Origin of the sequence: Streptomyces sp. NPDC088124 (genome assembly GCF_040685895.1) — a bacterium.
GTDB lineage: Bacteria > Actinomycetota > Actinomycetes > Streptomycetales > Streptomycetaceae > Streptomyces.
Map to the genome: position 1 here is coordinate 19,487 of NZ_JBFBJB010000015.1, position 19,053 is coordinate 38,539.

Annotated in this window: 12 protein-coding genes; 6 read left to right on the top strand and 6 right to left on the bottom strand. The window is 68.7% G+C overall.

Annotated features, from left to right (window positions below; all coding sequences use genetic code 11):
• Nucleotides 1–37 precede the first annotated feature (37 nt).
• Nucleotides 38–328: a thioredoxin family protein gene (locus tag AB0P17_RS14445; protein ID WP_365811024.1), complete on the bottom strand. Its 291-nt coding sequence runs from the start codon at nucleotides 326–328 to the stop codon at nucleotides 38–40.
• A gap of 440 nt (nucleotides 329–768) precedes the next feature.
• Between AB0P17_RS14445 and AB0P17_RS14450 the strand changes: the two genes are divergently transcribed.
• The 3 genes from AB0P17_RS14450 to AB0P17_RS14460 all read left to right on the top strand — a co-directional run bounded on the left by AB0P17_RS14450 (nucleotide 769) and on the right by AB0P17_RS14460 (nucleotide 7,172).
• The gene (locus tag AB0P17_RS14450) at nucleotides 769–1,497 is read left to right on the top strand and encodes a lysophospholipid acyltransferase family protein (protein WP_365810823.1); all 729 of its coding nucleotides are present in this window, start codon (nucleotides 769–771) and stop codon (nucleotides 1,495–1,497) included.
• Between the two features lie 831 nt (nucleotides 1,498–2,328).
• Nucleotides 2,329–6,522 carry a hypothetical protein gene (locus AB0P17_RS14455; protein WP_365810825.1) on the top strand — a complete coding sequence of 1,398 codons (4,194 nt, stop codon included), beginning with the start codon at nucleotides 2,329–2,331 and terminating at the stop codon, nucleotides 6,520–6,522.
• Nucleotides 6,523–6,533: 11 nt separating this feature from the next.
• Nucleotides 6,534–7,172, top strand: a complete 639-nt coding sequence (locus AB0P17_RS14460) for a hypothetical protein (RefSeq protein WP_365810827.1) — start codon at nucleotides 6,534–6,536, stop codon at nucleotides 7,170–7,172.
• Between the two features lie 226 nt (nucleotides 7,173–7,398).
• Here AB0P17_RS14460 and AB0P17_RS14465 read toward each other — a convergent pair whose 3' ends face one another.
• Complete coding sequence (locus AB0P17_RS14465; protein ID WP_365810828.1) at nucleotides 7,399–8,325, bottom strand: Scr1 family TA system antitoxin-like transcriptional regulator; 927 nt, start codon at nucleotides 8,323–8,325, stop codon at nucleotides 7,399–7,401.
• Nucleotides 8,326–8,434: 109 nt separating this feature from the next.
• Here AB0P17_RS14465 and AB0P17_RS14470 point away from each other — a divergent pair, with 109 nt between their 5' ends.
• The 3 genes from AB0P17_RS14470 (at nucleotide 8,435) to AB0P17_RS14480 (ending at nucleotide 14,196) form a co-directional block, all read left to right on the top strand.
• The gene (locus tag AB0P17_RS14470) at nucleotides 8,435–8,695 is read left to right on the top strand and encodes a hypothetical protein (RefSeq protein ID WP_365810830.1); all 261 of its coding nucleotides are present in this window, start codon (nucleotides 8,435–8,437) and stop codon (nucleotides 8,693–8,695) included.
• A gap of 633 nt (nucleotides 8,696–9,328) precedes the next feature.
• Complete coding sequence (locus tag AB0P17_RS14475; protein WP_365810832.1) at nucleotides 9,329–13,552, top strand: hypothetical protein; 4,224 nt, start codon at nucleotides 9,329–9,331, stop codon at nucleotides 13,550–13,552.
• Nucleotides 13,549–14,196, top strand: coding sequence for a hypothetical protein (locus AB0P17_RS14480; protein WP_365810834.1), 648 nt, complete (start codon nucleotides 13,549–13,551; stop codon nucleotides 14,194–14,196). The genes AB0P17_RS14475 and AB0P17_RS14480 overlap by 4 nt, the downstream gene beginning before the upstream one ends.
• On the opposite strand, the gene AB0P17_RS14485 is transcribed toward AB0P17_RS14480, so the two are convergent.
• From AB0P17_RS14485 to AB0P17_RS14500, 4 genes are read right to left on the bottom strand one after another with little or no spacing between them, the layout of a single operon-like run.
• Nucleotides 14,184–14,504: a hypothetical protein gene (locus tag AB0P17_RS14485; protein WP_365810835.1), complete on the bottom strand. Its 321-nt coding sequence runs from the start codon at nucleotides 14,502–14,504 to the stop codon at nucleotides 14,184–14,186. The two genes, AB0P17_RS14480 and AB0P17_RS14485, sit on opposite strands and share 13 nt — an antisense overlap.
• A 6-nt stretch (nucleotides 14,505–14,510) precedes the next feature.
• Nucleotides 14,511–16,667, bottom strand: a complete 2,157-nt coding sequence (locus tag AB0P17_RS14490; protein WP_365810837.1) for an AAA family ATPase — start codon at nucleotides 16,665–16,667, stop codon at nucleotides 14,511–14,513.
• A 5-nt stretch (nucleotides 16,668–16,672) separates the two neighbouring features.
• Nucleotides 16,673–18,520 (bottom strand): hypothetical protein, encoded by a 1,848-nt coding sequence (locus AB0P17_RS14495; RefSeq protein WP_365810838.1) that lies wholly within the window; start codon nucleotides 18,518–18,520, stop codon nucleotides 16,673–16,675.
• Complete coding sequence (locus AB0P17_RS14500; RefSeq protein WP_365810840.1) at nucleotides 18,517–19,053, bottom strand: hypothetical protein; 537 nt, start codon at nucleotides 19,051–19,053, stop codon at nucleotides 18,517–18,519. Before AB0P17_RS14500 ends, AB0P17_RS14495 begins: the two co-directional genes overlap by 4 nt.

Consider the following 19,053-nt stretch of genomic DNA (forward strand, 5'->3'; position numbering starts at 1 on the left):
CAAGTACGTGGGTCACAGCGCCGCGTACCGTCCCGGGTCACACCGCCGCGCCCAGCGCGGCGATCACATCCACCGTACGGGGCTGCCCGGCGGCCCGGCGGACGATCCGTCCGCCGGCGTCCAGGACCAGCGTCGTCGGGGTCGTGACGATGCCCAGGTCCCGCACGAGCGCGAGCCGTTCCTCGGCGTCCACCTCCACGTGGGCGACCCCGTCGACCATCTTCGCCACCTCGGCGAGGGTGCGTCGGGTCGCCCGGCAGGGCTGACAGAACGCGGTGGAGAACTGGACCAGCGTGGCCCGCTCCCCCAACTCGGCACCGAGTTCCACCCGATCGAGCCGCCGCGCACCGCCACCGCCGCCGCTGTCCGCCCGGGCGTCCGCCGGCGCTCCGCCGTCGGTCCGCGTCCCGTCGTCCGTCCGCACGTACGGCCTCCCGTCGTCGCGGCGGCGCGCCCTGCCGCTCACCGCCACCGTCCCGGGCAGCGTCCGCGCGACCGGAAAATATTCCGCGACCGGGGCGTCTCCACCGCGCTCCGGCGCGTTCTCCCTGGCAGGCCCGGCCGCCCGGGTTTCCGGAAATGTTCCCGGAGATGTTCCGCCGGCGTTCCCCACGGTGTTCCCGGCGACGTGACGAGAATCTCGCTCTGTGCGTACACCAGGACTGGCCACAGCGCGTCTGATACGGCAACATCGGCGCAATGCCGAAAACCTACGGCTGCGTAACTTCCGCCGGGAGAACCTCCCCGGAACAGAAGGGTCCTCCCCAGATGGCAGAGCTCGTCTATCGGCCGGTCATCGGCGCCGCCCGCACCATGTTCAAGGCGCTGGACCTGAAGATCGACACGCAGGGTACCGAGCACATTCCGTCCACCGGCGGTGCCGTGCTCGTGAGCAACCACATCAGCTATCTGGACTTCGTCTTCGCGGGACTCGCGGCCCTCCCCCAGAAGCGGCTGGTGCGCTTCATGGCCAAGGACGCCGTGTTCAAGCACAAGGTCTCGGGCCCGCTGATGCGCGGCATGAAGCACATCCCGGTCGACCGCGACCAGGGGGAGCACGCGTACGCCCACGCCCTCGCCTCGCTGCGCGCCGGTGAGATCATCGGGATCTTCCCCGAGGCGACGATCTCGCAGTCCTTCACGCTGAAGAGCTTCAAGTCGGGCGCCGCCCGGCTGGCGCAGGAGGCGGGCGTTCCGCTGATCCCGGTGGCCCTGTGGGGCACCCAGCGGGTGTGGACCAAGGGCAGGCCGCGCAACTTCAAGCGCAGCCACATCCCCGTGACGATCCGGGTCGGTGAGCAGGTCGAGGCGCCGGCGGACCAGTACGCGGGCGCGATCACCCGGCGGCTGCGCGAGCGGGTGCAGGAGCTGCTGGAGGCGGCGCAGCGGGCCTATCCCGTACGCCCCAAGGACGCGAACGACACCTGGTGGGTGCCGGCTCACCTGGGCGGTACGGCGCCCACCCCGGCCGAGGCGCGCGCGGCCGAGGCACGCTGAGCGGAACGGGCGGGGAGGAAACGTCTCTTCGCCGCCCAGAAGCCACCCTCGTCCCGGCCCCGACCAGCTTGTGACCGGTCGGGGCCGAGGTGCGTCGTGCGCGGCCGTACGGCCCTCAGTGCGCGGGCCCGGACAGAGGTGGACGCGAGGGTGACGCCGAGGTGACGTCGGAGTCGCGGAGCTCTGACGCGCCGGATGGCATCGTGTTCGAGTCCCGATCGTAGGTGCGTCACCTGCTCGGGAGCGCGTCATGCCCCGCCTGCCGAGCAGAGGACTCGTCGGATGCCTCCGCCAGCAAAAACCCCCAGGCCGCCGTCGTCCGCGCCGGCTCTGGCGATGGCGCAACCGACGACGGACACGCGGCGGCCGGACGGGGCGCACACCTGGCGCCGCGGCGAACGGTACTCCCTTCCGGGAACGGCCGGTGGGGGGATGGCGCTGCCCCTGGCGGGGAACGCGGCCACGACGGCGGCCCTGGCCAACCTACCGCCGGGATTACCTGCGTTACCGGGCCAGGGCCCGCCGGACCTGCGAGGCCCGGCCGGTCAGGCGATGGTGGGGAACGCGGCGGTAGCCAGTGGTGCCGTCGCCGCACCTCGTGGGCCGGTGGCGCCCGGCGCGAGGCCGACAACAGCGGCGACACCCCGGCCGGCCGGACCGCGGCCGCCTCCGGTCAAGGCGAAGACTCCACTCGCGGCTCCCCGGGACGTACAGGAGCAGGGCCGAGCCGATACCTCCACCGAGCGGCCTGAGAAGACCAAGGGCAGAGCGGAGGCGGCAGGGCGCCGGTCGCCAGGGGCCGATCCCAAGTTCCAGTCGCTCACGAAGGATGTGGCCGCCAAGAAGCGGGTGGTGGGCACCAGTCATCCGCCCGCCCGGACCGAGGCGGTGGCGGCGCAGGCGGCGGCGGTGCCGCCGGTGGACGACCAGGAGGCGCGGGGCAAGGCGGCGCACGCCGAGGACATGGATGCCGCCCAGCCCAAGGAGTTCAGCAAAGAGACCTTCATCGCGGCGGTGGAGAAAGCCATCGCGGACCGTGCTCCCAAGAACCTTGACGAGGCCGACAAGTTCGGCACGTCGGACAAGGCCGAGGAAGTCAAACGGGAGGTCCAGGGCAAGGTCGGCGAAGGCAAGGAGACCGCCGCGCAGGAGATCGCCGACACCACCGCGCAACCACCACAGCCCGCGCCGGACGCCAAGACCGTGGTCCCCCTGGTGGCGGACCGGCCGCCGACCAAACCCGCAGGCCCCAACGTGAACCAGGCGGTGCCCGACCCACTGCCCGCCTCGGCCACCGACATGTCCGCCGGGCCCCAACAGGTCAACCGTCAAATGGCCGACGCGAAGGTCACCGAAAAGCAGCTGGCCCGCTCCAACGAACCCACCTTCAAAGCGGCGCTGGCCAGCAAGAAGACGATGGACAAGCATGCGGCCACCGCCCCCCGCGCGTTGCGCGGCGCCGAGGCCGAGGAACTCACATCGGTCAAGAACAACGCGGCGGCGATCGGACCGGCCGCCATGACCTCCATGGCCGGCACCCGAGTCGCGGCCGGGCAGCAGGTCGCCGCGGGCAAGACCCGAGCCAAGGGCAGCGACGAGGAAAAACGGACCACGGTCACCGCGCTGCTGCAGGAGGTGTTCGACAAGACCAAGACCGACGTCGAGAAGATCCTGACGGATCTGGACGCGACGATCGACACCGACTTCACCCGCGAAGAGAAACGCGCCCGCGACCAGTTCACCCGTGAACACACCCAGGGAATGGAGGACTACAAAGACCGGCGCTACTCCGGCTGGGCGGGCAAGGCGCGTTGGGTCAAGGACCTGTTCGCTGACCTGCCCGAGGAAGCGAACCGTATCTACGAGCGGGCGAAGGCCAACTACCTCACCGCGATGCGGCAGGTGATCACCGACATCGCCGGCACGGTGGAGCGCGAACTGCGCCGGGCCAAGGACCGTATCGCGGCCGGCCGCAAGGAACTCAAGGCGGCGGTGGACAAGCTGCCCGAAGACCTCCAGGCCATCGGCCGACAGGCCGCGGGCGAGTTCGCCGACAAGTTCGACGAGCTGCGCGACACCGTCAACGACAAGGGCACCGAACTCGTCGACACCCTCGCCACCAAGTACACCGACGCGGTCAAGGAGGTCGACAAGGAGATCGCCGCGGAGAAGGAGAAGAACAAGGGGTTGGTCAACAAGGCCAAGGACGCGATCGCCGGCGCCGTCCAGGCCATCAAGGAGCTCAAGAACCTCCTGATGGGCGTGTTGCGCAAGGCGGTACAGGCGATCGGGATGATCCTGGCCGACCCCATCGGCTTCCTCGGCAAACTGGTCACCGCCGTGGGCGGCGGACTGAAACTGTTCATGAAGAACATCGGCCGGCACATGCAGCAGGGCGTGCTGTCCTGGCTGCTGGGCGTCGGCTCCTCCGCGGGCGTGCAGATCCCCGCCACGTTCGACATCCGCGGCATCCTGCTGATGATCGCCTCGCTGCTCGGCATCAGCTGGCAGAACATCCGCTCACGCATCACCCGCAAGGTCCCCGAACAGGCCGTGACCGCGGCGGAAACCGCGGTGCCCCTGGTCGCCGCGGTCAAACGCCAGGGCGTGGCCGGCGCCTGGGACGACCTCAAGTCCCGCGTAGGCGACCTGAAAAAAGACCTGGTCGACCGGCTGATCACATACCTCACACCCACCATCGTCCTCGCGGGCATCACCTGGATCCTCTCCCTCCTCAACCCCGCCTCCGCGTTCGTCCGCGCAGTGAAGATGATCATCGACATCGTCCGCTTCATCGTCACCCAGGCCCGCCAGATCATCGACTTCGTCAACTCGGTCCTGGACGCGGTCATCGCCATCGCCCGCGGCGGCTCCGGCGGGGTCCCCGCGATGGTCGAACGCGCCCTGGCCCGCTCCATCCCCGTACTCATCGGCGCCCTGGCGGCGATCCTGGGCATCGGCGGCATCGCCGGCAAGGTCCGCCAGATCTTCCAGCAGTTGGCCCGCCCGGTGAACCGGGCCATCGACTGGGTCATCGACAAGATCGTCGGCCTGGTCAAGAAGCTCCGGTCCAAGCTGAAGTCGAAGTCGGACGCCAGGAAGAGGCTCACGAAACCCAGACGCAGACCGCACCAGAAGCGGCCCCTCCTGCGTCGGCCGCGCAAACGCCGCAGTGACAGGCACCCCCGGCGCAGGACCGCACCGGACCAGGTAAGGAAGCGCCTCGGCAAACGGTCCGACAAAGACAAGGAGCGCGCCCTCGACGCCGCAATCCGAGACGCCAACCAACTCATCGCCGCCGAGGATGCCACGGTCAATTCGGTGCGCAAGGGCCTCCCGCGTATCAAGCGCCGACACCGCCTTAAGTCGATACGACTGGTGGAGACCGGAGAGCTCTACATCATCAAGCTGTCCATCAATCCGAAGGGCCAGTCGAACCCGAAGAAGCTGGGTTTCCCAGGTTTCCCCTACGAGCTTCACCAATCCACTGCGTCGATCAACATGGAGGACGTCGACCAAGTGGAAAGCAACCTGCACCCGATCGAGAACTTCGTGAAGGAAAAACACCCGGCAGCCTTCGTAATCAACATGGTGGCCATCCCCAAGGAGATACAGAACAACCCGATGGTCGCCTCTCGATACCTCACCGAGGCGTGGCAAGGTTCGCCCGAACCGGAGGAGAAAGCGGCACACCTGAGAACCGCGGTCGTCATCGGTGTCAACTCCGTCGAGCGCCTGGCTCCAAAGGTCGGAGAAGGCAGGCAGGCGGTCATCGCCTCGGTGCGGTCCGTCAAGGGACCGTCGGGACCGCGGAAACTGCTCCTGGCGGTGTTCGGCTTCACCTGGACTCCCAGGTGGGTGGAGGCCAAGGGAGGGAATCCAGTACCGATCAGAACTGTGCGCACCGCGTACAACAAGCTAACGAAGGAGAGCAAGAAGAAGGAAGCTCAGCGCGCGGAAGAGGTAGGACTGAAGAATGCAGATCTACCCATCGGTCTCTTCCGGGGAAAGGTGTTCAAGTCCAGCTTCACCCGCCAGGCGAAGAACATTCTCAGCAAGGCCAACGAGCAGGTGCACGTCCTGACCCAGGATCCGGACAGCACCGCGACCGCCCCGAAGGGACGCGGTGTACTCGCCGCGTACAACGAGGTCCTGCGGACCATCAAAAGCGACCCAATAATGATCATCGGCGGCTACGACTTCGAACGGTTCGACTGGAGTACGACAGACGCAAATGCTCTCGAAGTTCAGTTGACGGTACTCTCCAACAGAATCGACCTCGCCATCCGGGTTGCCAGCGGCAAACGCCATCCCGGAATGCTGTATCCGTCTGAGCCGAGCACGCTGGTGAAGGTGTGGGACGAAGATGGCGCGTTCGATATTTTCGACTTCATGGACCTGATGGCCGTCGAAGGGGTCCGGGACGTTCTCCCATTCGACGTCGGCCCGTTGGAGGGTAAGTCCCTCAGGAATTGGCTGAAGAAGTTACTGGGGAACAACTTCTCGGTGCTGTACGACCCGCGCGCATCCGTCACCACTGACCCGACACGTTTTACGTTGCACGAGAAGAAAGAAGTGCAGCGAGCCATTGAGAGCAGAGGCAGAGCAACATACGCCTTGACCATGCAGGCCCAGACAACCGCGAACGCACGGAGGCTGGCCAGCGCAGTATACATGGCGAATACAAAAATCGGAGGGGCCGGGCAAGGAAAAGTACAGAAGGTGATCTTTAACCATGTCCAAAGAGTCGTCATTCTCATGTCGGAGAATCCAGAAATAACCGCCCGCGATCCCCGAATACGGAGCATTCTGCGAGAAATATCCGAGGCAGTGAAGGCGGAGGCAGGAACTTCGGAGGCGCATGCGAACAAGGAGCTCGGGGAAACCTTGGCATTGGCGCACGAGGTCGCACGTGACATCATCACCGCGCTAACGTCGAAGAAACTCAGGCAAACCTGGGCCGAACTACGCGTAGTACTGCGGGAGCTCGAACGCAGGAACAGGCCCGGACAGGGCGCAGAATAGGAGTTCACAAGATGGCCGACGAGTTCGAACAGTTAAGGATCGAGGCATCGAGCCGCAAGTACGGCCCGATGGCCCGCTTGGCCCGAGCGCTGTACGAGACCGGCTTGTCCCCTGAGCAGGTTCTGCGCGAGTGTTACGCAGTCGACTTTCCCAGAGAGGTCTTCGTGATCGCGGCGGCCGCCCCTTACACATTGGGCCTGTTGGCCAAGTGGGCCAACCAACCTTGGCAACTGGCCGTACCGCTGGACCGCGGTGGCCCGGCGTCCCGAGCCGACCCGTACGAGCCCAAGGAGCGACGCCTCAACGACCTCGACCCCGACCTACTTCCCCTGGTCTTCCTGATCCGTCCGGGCATCGACACCGAGGACGACGACCTGGTGCTCTGCTACCGGGTGACCGAACTGGCAGCAGGCAGATCAACGATCTACGGCGTCCACGAGGAAGCCGAAACCCCCGCCGCCACCCCACGCGACGACTCCCTGCTGGCCGGCCTGCACAAGCACCACACGAATTACCTGCGTGAACTGGAGGAGGAATCGGAAAACACAGAAGGCAAAGGGGAGTACGACTTGGTGCACCCGGAAGCGCTGAGAGAGGCCAGATCCCTTGTAGACCGGATAGAGACCTTTCAACACGCAGCAGGATCCTGACCGGCTCCCGCTGCGGGGGGGGCGCCGTCTACCTCGATTCGTCAGCGGCGATCGCTGCCGTGGGGGGCGAAGGTTCGCACCGTTCGTTCCCTCCGGTGTGGGGTGGGTGGGATCTTCACGTGTCACTGCGACTGCATCCGGATTCACCGCTCCGGATGGCAGCGACGGTTACTCCTTGGTGAGCGTGGTACGCCTTCTGCCCTCGCTGTCGAACTACTGGCCAAGCTCAAGTGCCTGGTGCCACTCTCGACAAGAAATCGCCTCTGAGCCCGGATATGTACACGCCCCATTCCTCTGAGGAGAACGCGAGAATTGCACCCTGGGGCGTCTTGCTGTCCCGCACGAGAACAGTGTCGGAGACACCATCGGCGATTTCGACACAGGCACCCTCGTGTCCGCTGTAGCTGGACTTGCGCCACGGCTGGATGGGCGGATCCTGGTTGACACTCATGCTATTAAGCGCCCTCACATGTACTCCTCGGCAATCTCTCGCACCATGTCGATCGATTCGTCTGGGCTCAGCGCAAGTGCCACCAGGTGCTCGAAAGCCACTGTGTGCGCTTCGATCTCCTGCCGCTTCGAGGTATGACGCGCCCGCGTGGTGTTGTACGTAGACCACTCCCGGATCCGTCGGCCGCGGGAAGCCGAGGATCTGGAACGGGCCTGCTGCTATTCCGGGATGGGCTCCGCACGCGAAGGGCATGACCTGAACGGTGATCTTCGGGTTGTGAGCCATCTCCGTCACGTGGACAAGCTGGTCCCTCATGGTAGTTGGGTTTCCAACGCTCGGCCGGCCCCCGGCGGGTGGTCGCGTCGGTGTACGCCCTGGTCTGCAGCAGGCCCGGCAACGGATCCTCACCGTAGCTTTCCCACCACCCCTTCTTCCGGGCGTCCGTGGCCGCGCGAAGGTACAACGGCCAACGTTCCTGCGGCACGTTGTACAGCGGGAGCAGCACTTCGTCCAGGTCCCGCAACACCACTGGCCGCTCCGCCGTCTCGCAGTACGAGACCTTGCCCACCGTGCACCGCAGGGCCTTGGCCACGTCCTCCTGGACCAGGGCCGCTTCCTTTCCGTAGCCGGGCCAGCTCGAACGCCGGCCAGCGCCGCTACACCGTCGGGCTGGATGCCTCCGTCATTCCTGCTTCTCCTCACATGCCGTCAGCACCTGCTTGCCGCACTTGGGCCCTGCACCGCAAGACCCGCGAGGGAGTTCATTCGTTTGGGCGGCTAGCAGCCTGTCGGATCAAGCCTGGAGACATAAGTGACCGAGGAGTTCAGCAAGATTATGGAGGAGATCGTGGCCGACACCGCGCCACGGCTGTTCGCGGTGTTCCACGAAGTGGGACAGGAAGATGACTGCTGGGTCGCCGCCTGGGGGCTTGCCTTCGATGACCGCGCCGAAGCTGTTACCCCTCCCGGCGCGCTTCGTGTCACTGCTTCGTCGCCCGAACAGACGGCCCGCCACTTCCCCCGTAGCAAGGGCCTGACCGCTCATCTCGTCTGGGTTGCTTCTGTCAACTGACTGAATCCAAGCCCGAGTGAAGACGGGATCGCACTCGCCTGGCGACGGTGCGGGCGAGTGTGGACTGCGTGCTCCGATGTGGTGCGCGACTGGTTGGCCGCAGCCTCGTAACTCGCGGGGCGGGTACGGAGACGCTTGGCGGAATGCGGCGGTGACGGTGGTGTCACGCCTGTGCTGGCACGGTGAGCGGAGTGTCCTGGGATACCTGGGTTTGTGTCGTCGCCGATGGGCCGTGTAGGGAGGTGGCGTCCGATGCCAGCACCGAAGGCGCTTGCGTTGCGGCCGGCGGTGTCGGCGAGCGTGGCCGTGCCTGTGAAGGAGCGGCCGGAGGCGGGTGGTCCGGCACGGCCGCAGGGGGTCACGTCCAACGCTGCGGTGGGGGCCGCGCTGGTGGGCGGGCGAGGAACCGTGCCGGGGCTGCCCTTGCCGGGGCGGGTGCCGCCTGGGGCACAGGACCGGGTGGGCAATGGCGCTGTCGCCGCGGCCGGACGTGGGGAGGTTGGGGCTGTCTCTGGGGCGACTGCTCTGCAGGAGGACGCGTCGGAGACGGCATCGAAGACTTCCGGTGGGCCGGACGTCAAGGCTCGGCCCGGGCCTGAGGCGGATCCGAAGTTCGCCGCGCTCAAGAAGGACGTGGGGCAGAAGAAGCGGGCGCTCGCCGCTTCGCATCCGCCGCCGAAGACGGAGGCCGTCGCCGCGCAGGACGCGGCCCGGCCGCCCAAGGACGATGAGGAAGCTCAGGGCAAGACCGCCAACGCGGAGAAGATGGACGAGGCCCAGCCCAAGGAGTTCGACAAGGACGCGTTCATCAAGGCGGTCGAGAAGGCGATCGCCGGCAAAGCGCCGAAAAACCTTGACGAGGCCGACAAGTTCGCCGACTCGGGCAAGGCCGAAGAGGTCCAGGCGGAGGTGCGCGGTCAGGTCGGCCAGGGCAAGGCGGGCTCGGCCGAGGAGATCGCCACCACGACCGCCGCCCCGCCCGACACCTCGGCCGCGGTGACCAAGAAGGTCGTACCCCTCACCGGGGACCGGCCGCCCGGTACGCCCGGGGCACCCGATCCGGCCGGTGCCGTGCCGGACACGTTGCCGGCCTCGGCCACCGATTTGTCCGCCGGGCCGGCCGAAGTCGAGCGTCGGATGTCGGACGCGCAGGTCACCGAAAAGCAGCTGGCCCGCTCCAACGAACCCTCCTTCAATACGGCGCTGGGCGAGAAGAAGACCGCCGAACGGCACTCCGCCGTGGCGCCCGGCCAGATGCGTAAGCATGAGGCGGGCGTGCTGCGGTCCACTACTGCGCAGGCCAGGCAGCTCGGTACCGCCGCGATGGGGGCGATGGGGGGCCAGCGGGTACGGACCGGGCAGCAGGTCGGCGCGGGCAAGGCCGGTGCCAAGAACCGGGACGAGGAGAAGCGGGCACAGGTCACCACGCTGCTGCAGGGCGTCTTCGACACGATGAAGAAGGACGTCGAGGCCATCCTGGATGGTTTGGACAAGCTGGTCGACGATGAGTTCACCCGGGGCGAGAGGCTTGCCCGGGAGGCTTTCACCGCCGAGCACGAGCGGAAGATGGAGGAGTACAAGGACCGCCGCTACTCCGGCGTGATCGGTAAGGCTCGGTGGGTGCGGGATCTTTTTGCCGGGCTGCCCGCCGAGGCCGATCAGATCTTCGACACCGCCCGCGATGGTTACATTCGCCGGATGCGGCAGGTCATCTCGGATGTCGCGACCACCATCGGCACCGAACTCAACCGGGCCAAACGCCGCGTCGCCCAGGGCCGCACCGAACTCAACGCCGCCGTCCACAAGCTCCCCGCCGACCTCCGCTCCATCGGCCGCGAGGCTGCCGCCGAGTTCAGCGACAAGTTCGACGAACTCACCCAGTCCGTGGACGACAAGGGCACCGCCCTGGTCGACACGCTGGCCACCAAATACTCCGAGGCCCTCAAGTCAGTCGACGAGGAAATCGCGGCCGAGAAGGAGAAGAACAAGGGGCTGGTCGCCAAGGCCGTCGACGCGGTCAAGGCCGTGATCAATACGATCCTTGAACTCAAACGTCTCCTTCTTGCTGTCCTGGCCAAGGCCGCTCAGGCGGTGCTGCTGATCCTCAAGGACCCGATCGGGTTCCTCCGTAACCTCGTGACCGCCATGGGCGCCGGGCTGCGCCAGTTCCTGCGCAACATCGGGACCCATCTGCAGCAGGGCATCATGTCCTGGCTCCTGGGCCGCACCGCCGAAGCCGGACTGCAACTCCCCGCGAAGTTCGACACCCAGGGCATCGTCTCGATGCTCGCCTCGCTGCTCGGTCTGACCTGGCAGAACATTCGCGCCCGGCTCACCCGTAAGGTCCCCGAGCAGGCCGTGGCCGCGGCCGAGACAGGGGTGTCCCTGGTCGTCCAGGTCCGCAAACAGGGCGTCGCCGGGATGTGGGAGGACCTCAAGTCCCGGGTCGGGGATCTGCGTAAGGACCTGATGGGGAAGGTCATCGCTTACGTCACGCCCACGATCGTCCAGGCCGGGATCATGTGGATCCTCTCGCTGCTGAACCCCGCCTCCGCGTTCGTCCGCGCGGTGAAGCTGATCATCGACATCGTCACCTTCATCGTGACCCGGGCCCGCCAGATCTTCGAGTTCGTCAACGCCGTCCTCGACGCCGTCATCGCCATCGCCCGCGGCGGCAGCGGTGGCGTCCCCGCCCTCATCGAACGGGCGCTGGCCCGCTCCATCCCCGTACTCCTCGGCTTCCTCGCCTCCCTGCTCGGTGTCGGCGGCATCGCCGCGAAGATCAAGCAGATCGTCCAGGCCCTTGCCAAGCCCGTCAACCGGGCCATCGACTGGGTCATCGACAAGATCGTCGGCCTCGTCAAGAAGCTCTGGTCCAAGATCAAGCCCAGGAAGAAGCCCGCAGCCACGCCTCGGGACTTGCCGGGGCGGAGGCGGCCCGGCAGGCGGCGCCCGGATCGGCGGCGCAAGCGCCGTAAGGACGGACGGCCCCAGCGCGTGGCCGGACCGGGCCGGAAGAGGAAGCGTCCCGACAAACGGTCCGAGCAGGACAAGAAACGCGCTCTCGACGCCGCCGTTCGCGACGCGACGCGTCTGCTCGACGGCGAAGGTGCGACGGTGAAATCCGTGCGGCGAGGGCTGCCGGGCATCAAGAAACGGCATGACCTCACGCGGATCCAGCTCAAGGGGGTCGCGGAGGGCAAGTACCGGATCAAGGTGACCATCAACCCGGAGGCGGAGACACCGGTCGAGGATCTGGGGGACAAGTTCCCGTACCACATCGGTCCGGCCGAGGGGAATTTCAAGATCAGGAAGCATGGAAAGGCGGTCGATCAGCTCAACAAGGTCAAGGTTCCGATGGAAGGGCTCGACCGGCGGACCGGCTTCGTCATCAACATGGCGGCCGTCCCCGGCGAGGTGAAGCAGAACCCGGACATGGCCGCCCGATACCTCCACAGCGCGTGGAAGAACCCCCGGACCAAGGAGCTCGCAGCGGCAAGGACCGCGGTGGTGATCGGGGTCAACACATTCGAGCACCTCGATCCGAAGAACGACAGCAGCGTCCTCAGCGGGGCCATCGACAGCGTCAAACGACCGCTCAAGCTCATCATGGCCGTGTTCGGCTTCGTCTGGACGCCCAGGTGGCTGAACAAGGAGAAGCGCGAAGTCCCCATGGCGGAGGTACGCAAGGCCTACCGGGAGCTGTCGGGCGCTGAGAAGACGCTCGCCGAATCCCACGAGAAGGGTCTGCGCGACAAGGGCGCGCTCCCCTACGGCCTCTTCCGGGAGGAGGTGCTCAACTCCTCGTACACCCGCGACGCGGTGGCCATCCTGTCGGCGGTGAACGACCAGGTCCATGTCGTGGGCCAGGATGCCGACACCGGTGTCGCGGTCTCCGAGACGTTGGGCGTCCTGGCCGCGTACAAGAAGGCACTGGACGAGATGGAGAAGCATCCGCTGATCACGATCGGCGGCTACCACTTCAACGACTTCGACTGGGGCGAGCACGGCGATCCGCGCGCGAAACAGCTCACACTGCTGGCCAACAAGCTGGACCGGGCGATCCGGGACGCCGTCGCCAAGCTTCATCCGCAGATGCTCTACCCGACCGAACCGAACATGCTCATCAAGGCGTGGGACCGTCACCAGGCGGACGGGATCTTCCAGAGCGAGCGTCTCCGCGCCCTGCGCGGCGTCCAGGGCGGTCTCTACGGCATACGCAGTGCGGAAGGACGCACCTTGCGGAACCGGTTGATGGAGGTCTTCGGCGAGGAGTTCACCGTCGCCTACACCCCGGAGGCGAGCACCACCACGAGCCCGCTGCCGGGCGACCGTGACCGGGGGCTCACCCGGACACCGGAGGACGTTCAGCTGGCCGGTCAGGGCCTGATGCGGAAGAAGGGCGGTGGGGAGGCCACTGTTCGCGTCAGCCACCGGATGTACGCGCTCATCATCCAGTCGCAGTCGTACGCCAGCGCCCGGACCCTGGCCAGGGAGTTCGTCTACGCCAACCCCGGGCTGAACAACCGCGTCCAGAGGCGTCTGGAGGGCAAGATTTTCATCCACGTCGAGAACGTCGCCATGCTGATGGCCGACAACCCGAGGCTGACCGTGAACAGCTGGGAGATCAAAGCGGCCCTCAAAGAACTCAGCGACGACGTCAATGCCCTGATCGGTGAGAGAAGACAGGGACCGAACGGGGAACAGGCCCAGCAGTCCTTCCGGAAGGCGGAAGCGATCACGCGGGAGATCGTCTCGGCGATGACCGCCACCGAACTCCAGGAACACTGGGAACGTATCCGGACACTCCTGGACGACATCATGAGGGATGCGCCATCGGAGCAAGGAGAATCATGATGCCCCCGGAGGCCCTCGACCGACTGCGTGCGGAGGCGTCACGCGCCGATTACGCGTCGATGGCCCGCCTGGCGCGGGCGTTGTACGAGGACGGGCTCGGCCCGCGCGAGGTGCTGCGCGAGTGTTACGGCACCGCCTTTCCCGAGGAGCTCTTCGTCGTCGTCGACGCCGGACCGTGGGAACTGGACCTGTTGGCGAGCTTCACCAACCAGCCCTGGCAGCTGGCCCTCCCGCTCGATCGGGGAGGTCCTGATGCCACGCCCGACACCTTGGCCGGCACCGAACAGCGGATTCTGGCCCGCGATCCCGACCTGATGCCGCTCATGGTCATCCCCGGCACCGCTGCCGGGCAGGAGGACCTGATCGTGTGCTATCGGCTCAGTGAGCTGCGGGTGGGCCGCCCGACGGCCTTCTGCCTCCGCCGGGCTACCGGGTCCGGGGAAGCCGTGCGCTGCGGTGAGTCCATGCTCGCGGTCCTGTACGACGAGCACGCCGAGTCCCTCCGCCTGCTCAAGGAGGAATTCCGCCAGCCATCGAACCGGGGCGCCGGTTCGGTGGACGGTTCGCAGGTGGAGGAGGCGGGCGAGTCCCTGGAGCTGGTCCGGGAACTCCAGCGGCTGGCGGCCTCCCGTCAGGGCGACTGAACGGCCTTCGGTTTCGGTACGGACGCCGGGGCCGGGGCCGGAACCGCGGCCACGACCAGCAGCGGGGGCGGGTCGGGGGTCGTGCGGGCCGCCGCGCCCGCTACCGCCGCGTTGCCCACCTGGTTCTGGCCGACCAGCAGCATGTGTTCGAGGGCGGTCGGCGGCTTCGTGGGGACCGGCACGAGCGTGGCCTCGGCCGCGGGCCGCCGCTGAGCGGTGGCGGCCGCGGTCCCGCTGTCCTGGACCCGGGCCGGTGGGGTCGGCGCCACCAGGCGGTGGAGGGAGAGTGGGGGTTCGGTGGGCAGCATGGGCGGTTACCCCTGTGTTCCGTCGTCGAGCAGATGGGCGTGCGGGCCTAGTTCGGAGGGGCGGAGCAGACGGGCCTCGCGCTGGTACTGGCGGGTCACGCCGCGCACGATGTGGCGCATGCCGATCGCGTCGGCGTCGGCGTCCGCCGCGGAGAGCGCGGCGGTGCGGGCGGCGGCGGTGATGGCCGCGCCCGTCATGTCCAGGCGGGCCAGGACGTCCAGGTCCGCGTCGGGGCCGAGCGGGGCCTCGTCCGGGAAGGCCAGGCGCCAGAGTCTGCGGCGTTCCGGGACGGCCGGGCGGGGGAAGTGGACGACGAAGTGGAAGCGGCGCGTGAACGCCGGGTCGATGTTGTCCTTGAGGTTGCTCGTCAGGATCACCAGCCCGTCGCTGGCCTCCAGGCGCTGCAGCAGGTAGCCGACCTCCAGGTTGGCGTACCGGTCCGTGCCCTGCTTGACCTCGCCGCGCTTGCCGAACAGGGCGTCGGCCTCGTCGAACAGCAGGACCGCGTGGCTCTCCTCGGCCTGCCGGAACGCCTCCTCCATGTTCTTCTCCGTCTCCCCGACCCACTTCGAGACCACCTGCGCCAGGTCCACCTTGAGCAGCTCCAGGCCGAGCATGCCGGTGACGATCTCCGCGGACATGGTCTTGCCCGTCCCGGGCTCGCCCGTGAACAGCGCCTTCACCCCGCCGTGCGCGGAGCGGCGGGCGAATCCCCATTCCTCGGCGACCCGTGGCCACGCCCGGGCGGCCGACGCGATCTCCAGGATCTGGTGGAACTGCACATCGGGCAGGACCAGATCGTCGGCCGTCCGGCGGGGCACGATCGACTGGACGCTGCTGCCGCCGCGGCCCCTGGTCACCGTGGCGATGGCGGGGTGGACATGGTCGGCGACGGGTTCCGGCCGGCCGTTGCCGGCGAGGCGGGCGCCGGCGTCCGCGACCGAGGCCACGGCGCGCAGTTCGCCGCCGCTCATCCGGTACCGGATGGCGAGGTCCTCCAGAAGGGTTCCGTTCAGGTCCGGGAGCGCGGCCGACCACATCGCCCGCCGGTCGGGCAGATCCGGTACGGGGACGGTGAGTTCGGCGTAGGACCGTACGGCGAGCAGGCCCGCGGGGCGCCATGGTTTGAGGCCGGTCAGACAGACCGGCGCCCGCGACCGGAGCAGTACGGCGCAGACCGCGTCGGCCACCCGCTGCCGCGTCTCGCCTTGCAGGTCGTCGGTGGGGATCCAGAGCACGGTGCCCAGCGCCGCGGCCGTCCGCAGATCGGCCTCGGGGTCGGACGTCAGGGTCCGCAGCGGCCTGCCCGCCGCCCGGGCCAGTGCCTGTACGGCGTCGAGCTGACCGTCGGGCGGGCATCCCCACAGCCCGGCCAGGTCGATGTCGCCCGAGCCCAGCGCGCGGCCCAGTCGTACGAGCCGGCCGGAGGACAGATACGGGGAGAGCACGCGCCGTTCCGGCTGGACGATCTCGCCGGGGTCGTGGCCGAGGAGGCCCACGTCTCCGCCCCAGCCGAGCAGGAACTCCAGTACCCCCGGCCCCAGGACCAGTTCCTGGGCGAGTTCGACCGCGGCCTCGCCGTGCGGGCGCAGCAGGCCGTAGCGGCGCAGCGGTCCGGCGGGGCCGAGGGCGCGGCGCCGGGCCAGCCGCCGCGCCGCGTTGTCGGCGCCGACCGTCACCAGCAACTCCACGCAGGGCAGCCGCCGGTTGAGGTTGTCCACGATGTACGCGTAGATCCGCTCGTAACCGCGGTCCAGTTCGGGCGCGGCGGCGAGCAGCAGGGCGTCCTGGTCGGCGCGGGTCAGACCGAAGCGGGTGGCGAGCGCGTCCAGCGGCAGGGTCAGGCCGTCGGCTGCCGCGCGCCGCCGCAGGTCGCGTTCGGTGTCCGGCTCCGGCTGCTCCGGTACGTACGGCCCGGTCATGGTGTCGGTGAAGGCGTGCACCTCGCCGAGCAGTACGTCGACCTGTTCGTCGGTCACGCAGTAGGGCGTGAGGTCGGGCCGGGTGAGCAGCCCGGCGATCCGTGACTGCCGCTCGACGGCGGTGCGCAGCGCGCGGTGTACGCCGGCCAGGCGCAGCCGCAGGTGCTCCACCGCCGGTTCTCCCGCGCCGCTCTCGCCGCTCTCGCCGTTCGTACCGCTCACGCCGCTCGTGTCACTCATGCAGCTCACCCGCCTGAGAAGGTCAGGGTCCGGCCGCCCAGCCACACCACGTCGGGAACGTCGGCGAGCAGTCCGCCGCGCAGCAGGTCCGTATGGCGCCGGCCCAAGGGGACCCGTACCCGGACGGCTGTGGGCTCGAACCGGACGGTGGCGTCCAGGTCGGCGAACCGTCTCAGGGCCAGCAGCGGATCCGGTGTCTCCCGGTCGCGCCAGAGCGTCCAGGCGAGGGTGCTCAGGCCGAGTGCCGCGGCGAGGGTGACGGTGCGTTCGAGGCCGCCGTCGCGGGCGAGCGGTGCCGCCCGGCGCTCGGCGACGAGGGCGGTGATCAGGTCGGCGAGGCGGGCGGTGTGGCCGGGCAGTTCCGCGGCCAGCCGTGCGTCCGGGGGCGCGCCCGGTGCGGTCCACAGAGGGGTGCGCCAGGGCAGCCGCGTCACCGGGTCGCCGCGCAGGGGCCGGATGCCGGTCAGGAACGGTACGTCCGCCGCGGCGAGTTCGCGCAGGGATCCGGGGGGCAGGGGGCCGTCGCAGATCAGTACGTGCGGTCGGCCGCAGGACTGCCAGTACGGCAGCAGTGCGCGGATGGTGGCGGCCCAGGCGATCGGGAACATCCCCTGGGCGTCGACGAGGAGCAGCCGGTCCTCGGCCCCGGTGATCAGCAGGGGGGCGGCGGGGTCGTGGCCGCGGCACACCGAGAGCGCCAGGACGCCGTCCAGTACGGGGAACGCGGGCGCCGCGGTCCGGGCGAAGTCGGTCAGCCGGTCCTCGGGTACGGGCGGGCCGAGACCGGCGAAGGCCGCCGCGGCCTCGCTGTCCTCTCGGGTCCGGTGCCAGCCGCGTCCGGTGACGCCCAGGACCTTGTAGGCCAGCGCCGCCGCGAACAGGGGTGACTCCTCGGTGAGTTCGAGGCCGGCCAGGGCGGGTCCGATCGCGTCGAGGTACCCGATACGGGCCAGCGGTCCGGCGAGCAGGAAGGGCAGCGCGGACCAGACCCGTACCTCGCCGGTCGTACGGGGTGGAACGGCGCCGCCCGCGGCCGGGGGCGGTTCCTCGGCCCGGGAGCCGGACCGGCCGGAGCGGCCGGACGGGGAAGACGGTTCGGGCGGGGCGGACGTGAGGTGCTCGGTCAGCAGCCGGGCCAGGGCCGTGGTGTCACCGCTCGGAAGGTCCCCGGGCGGAAGCCCGCGCGGTGCGGCGGGCAGCGCCTCGGCCGGTGGCTCCGGGAGGGCGGCGCGGCCGGCGAGCTCCGCGAGCAGCCGGCCGGCCGTCGTGTCACGGTCACCGGGGGCACCGCCGTCGTCGGGACGGTCGCCCTGGCCCGCACCGAGCAGGGCGAGCAGATAGACCCGGAGGGAGTGGTCCGGGAGCAGTGCGAGGAGCGCGTCCAGTTCGTTCCGCTCGGCGAGCTCCGCGAAGAGCGCGGCGACCGGGGGCACGGGCCGTGGGGACCCGGCCGCCTCGAAGGACTCCTCGAAGGATCGCCCAGGGGACGCGTCGGACGGCCCTGTGCCGACGGCGGACGTGCCGACGGCGGACACGTCCGCGGGAATCTCCACCATCTCCGCCGGTGCGAAGTGGACCTCGACGGGCATCCCGCCAGGACCGGTCCGGCCGGTCCGGCCGCGCCCGCCCGGCCGGACGGTGACGGTCATCGGCTCGGTGATCTCCACGTCCGGGCCGTCGCCCGCCAGTTGGTCCGCGAAGTGGTCGGCCAGCAACTCCGGGAGGCTGTCGATCACTTCGTCGACCAGGCCGCGCGGATCTGGTCCCCAGCTCCACCCGCCGCGGCGGACCACCGTGACGGTGCACCGATGCACCGTGATCTCTCCGGAGGTCCGCGCGGTGGGCGTGTTCACAGCACCTTCGCCTTCTCCAGGCGGCCTGCCCAGCCGCCCACCAGCACCAGCACACCGTGTTCGCTCGCCGCGGCGAGGGTCACCGGCAGCTTGACCTCGGTGTCCCCCGCCGGGATCTCTCCGGCGAGCACATGGGTGTCCTGCTCGTCGGAGATCAGCGCGACCACTTTGGTCAGGCCGCTCCTGGCGACGGGCACGGTGATGGTGAGGCCGTCCGTCGCCAGTGCCAGTCCGTCCTTCCACGTCGCCAGGCGCAGCAGCGTGGGTTTGGGTTTGGGGACCACTTCGGCGGTCAGCTCGACCGCGTAGGCGAGCGGATCGGCGAGGGCGCCCGGTTCGTCGTCCGCCGCCGCCACGCCGAGTTCGCGGGCGTTCAGCGGAAGGGTCGCGGTTCTGCCCGGGCCGAGGGAGACGCGCAGCGGCAGTGCGGGTCCGACGAGTGAGGCCACATCGGGGAGGGTGCTCGCGCCGGTCAGTGCGAGCGCGCCCACCACATGGCCGGTGCCGGCCGCGTACACCACGGAGAGAGCCAT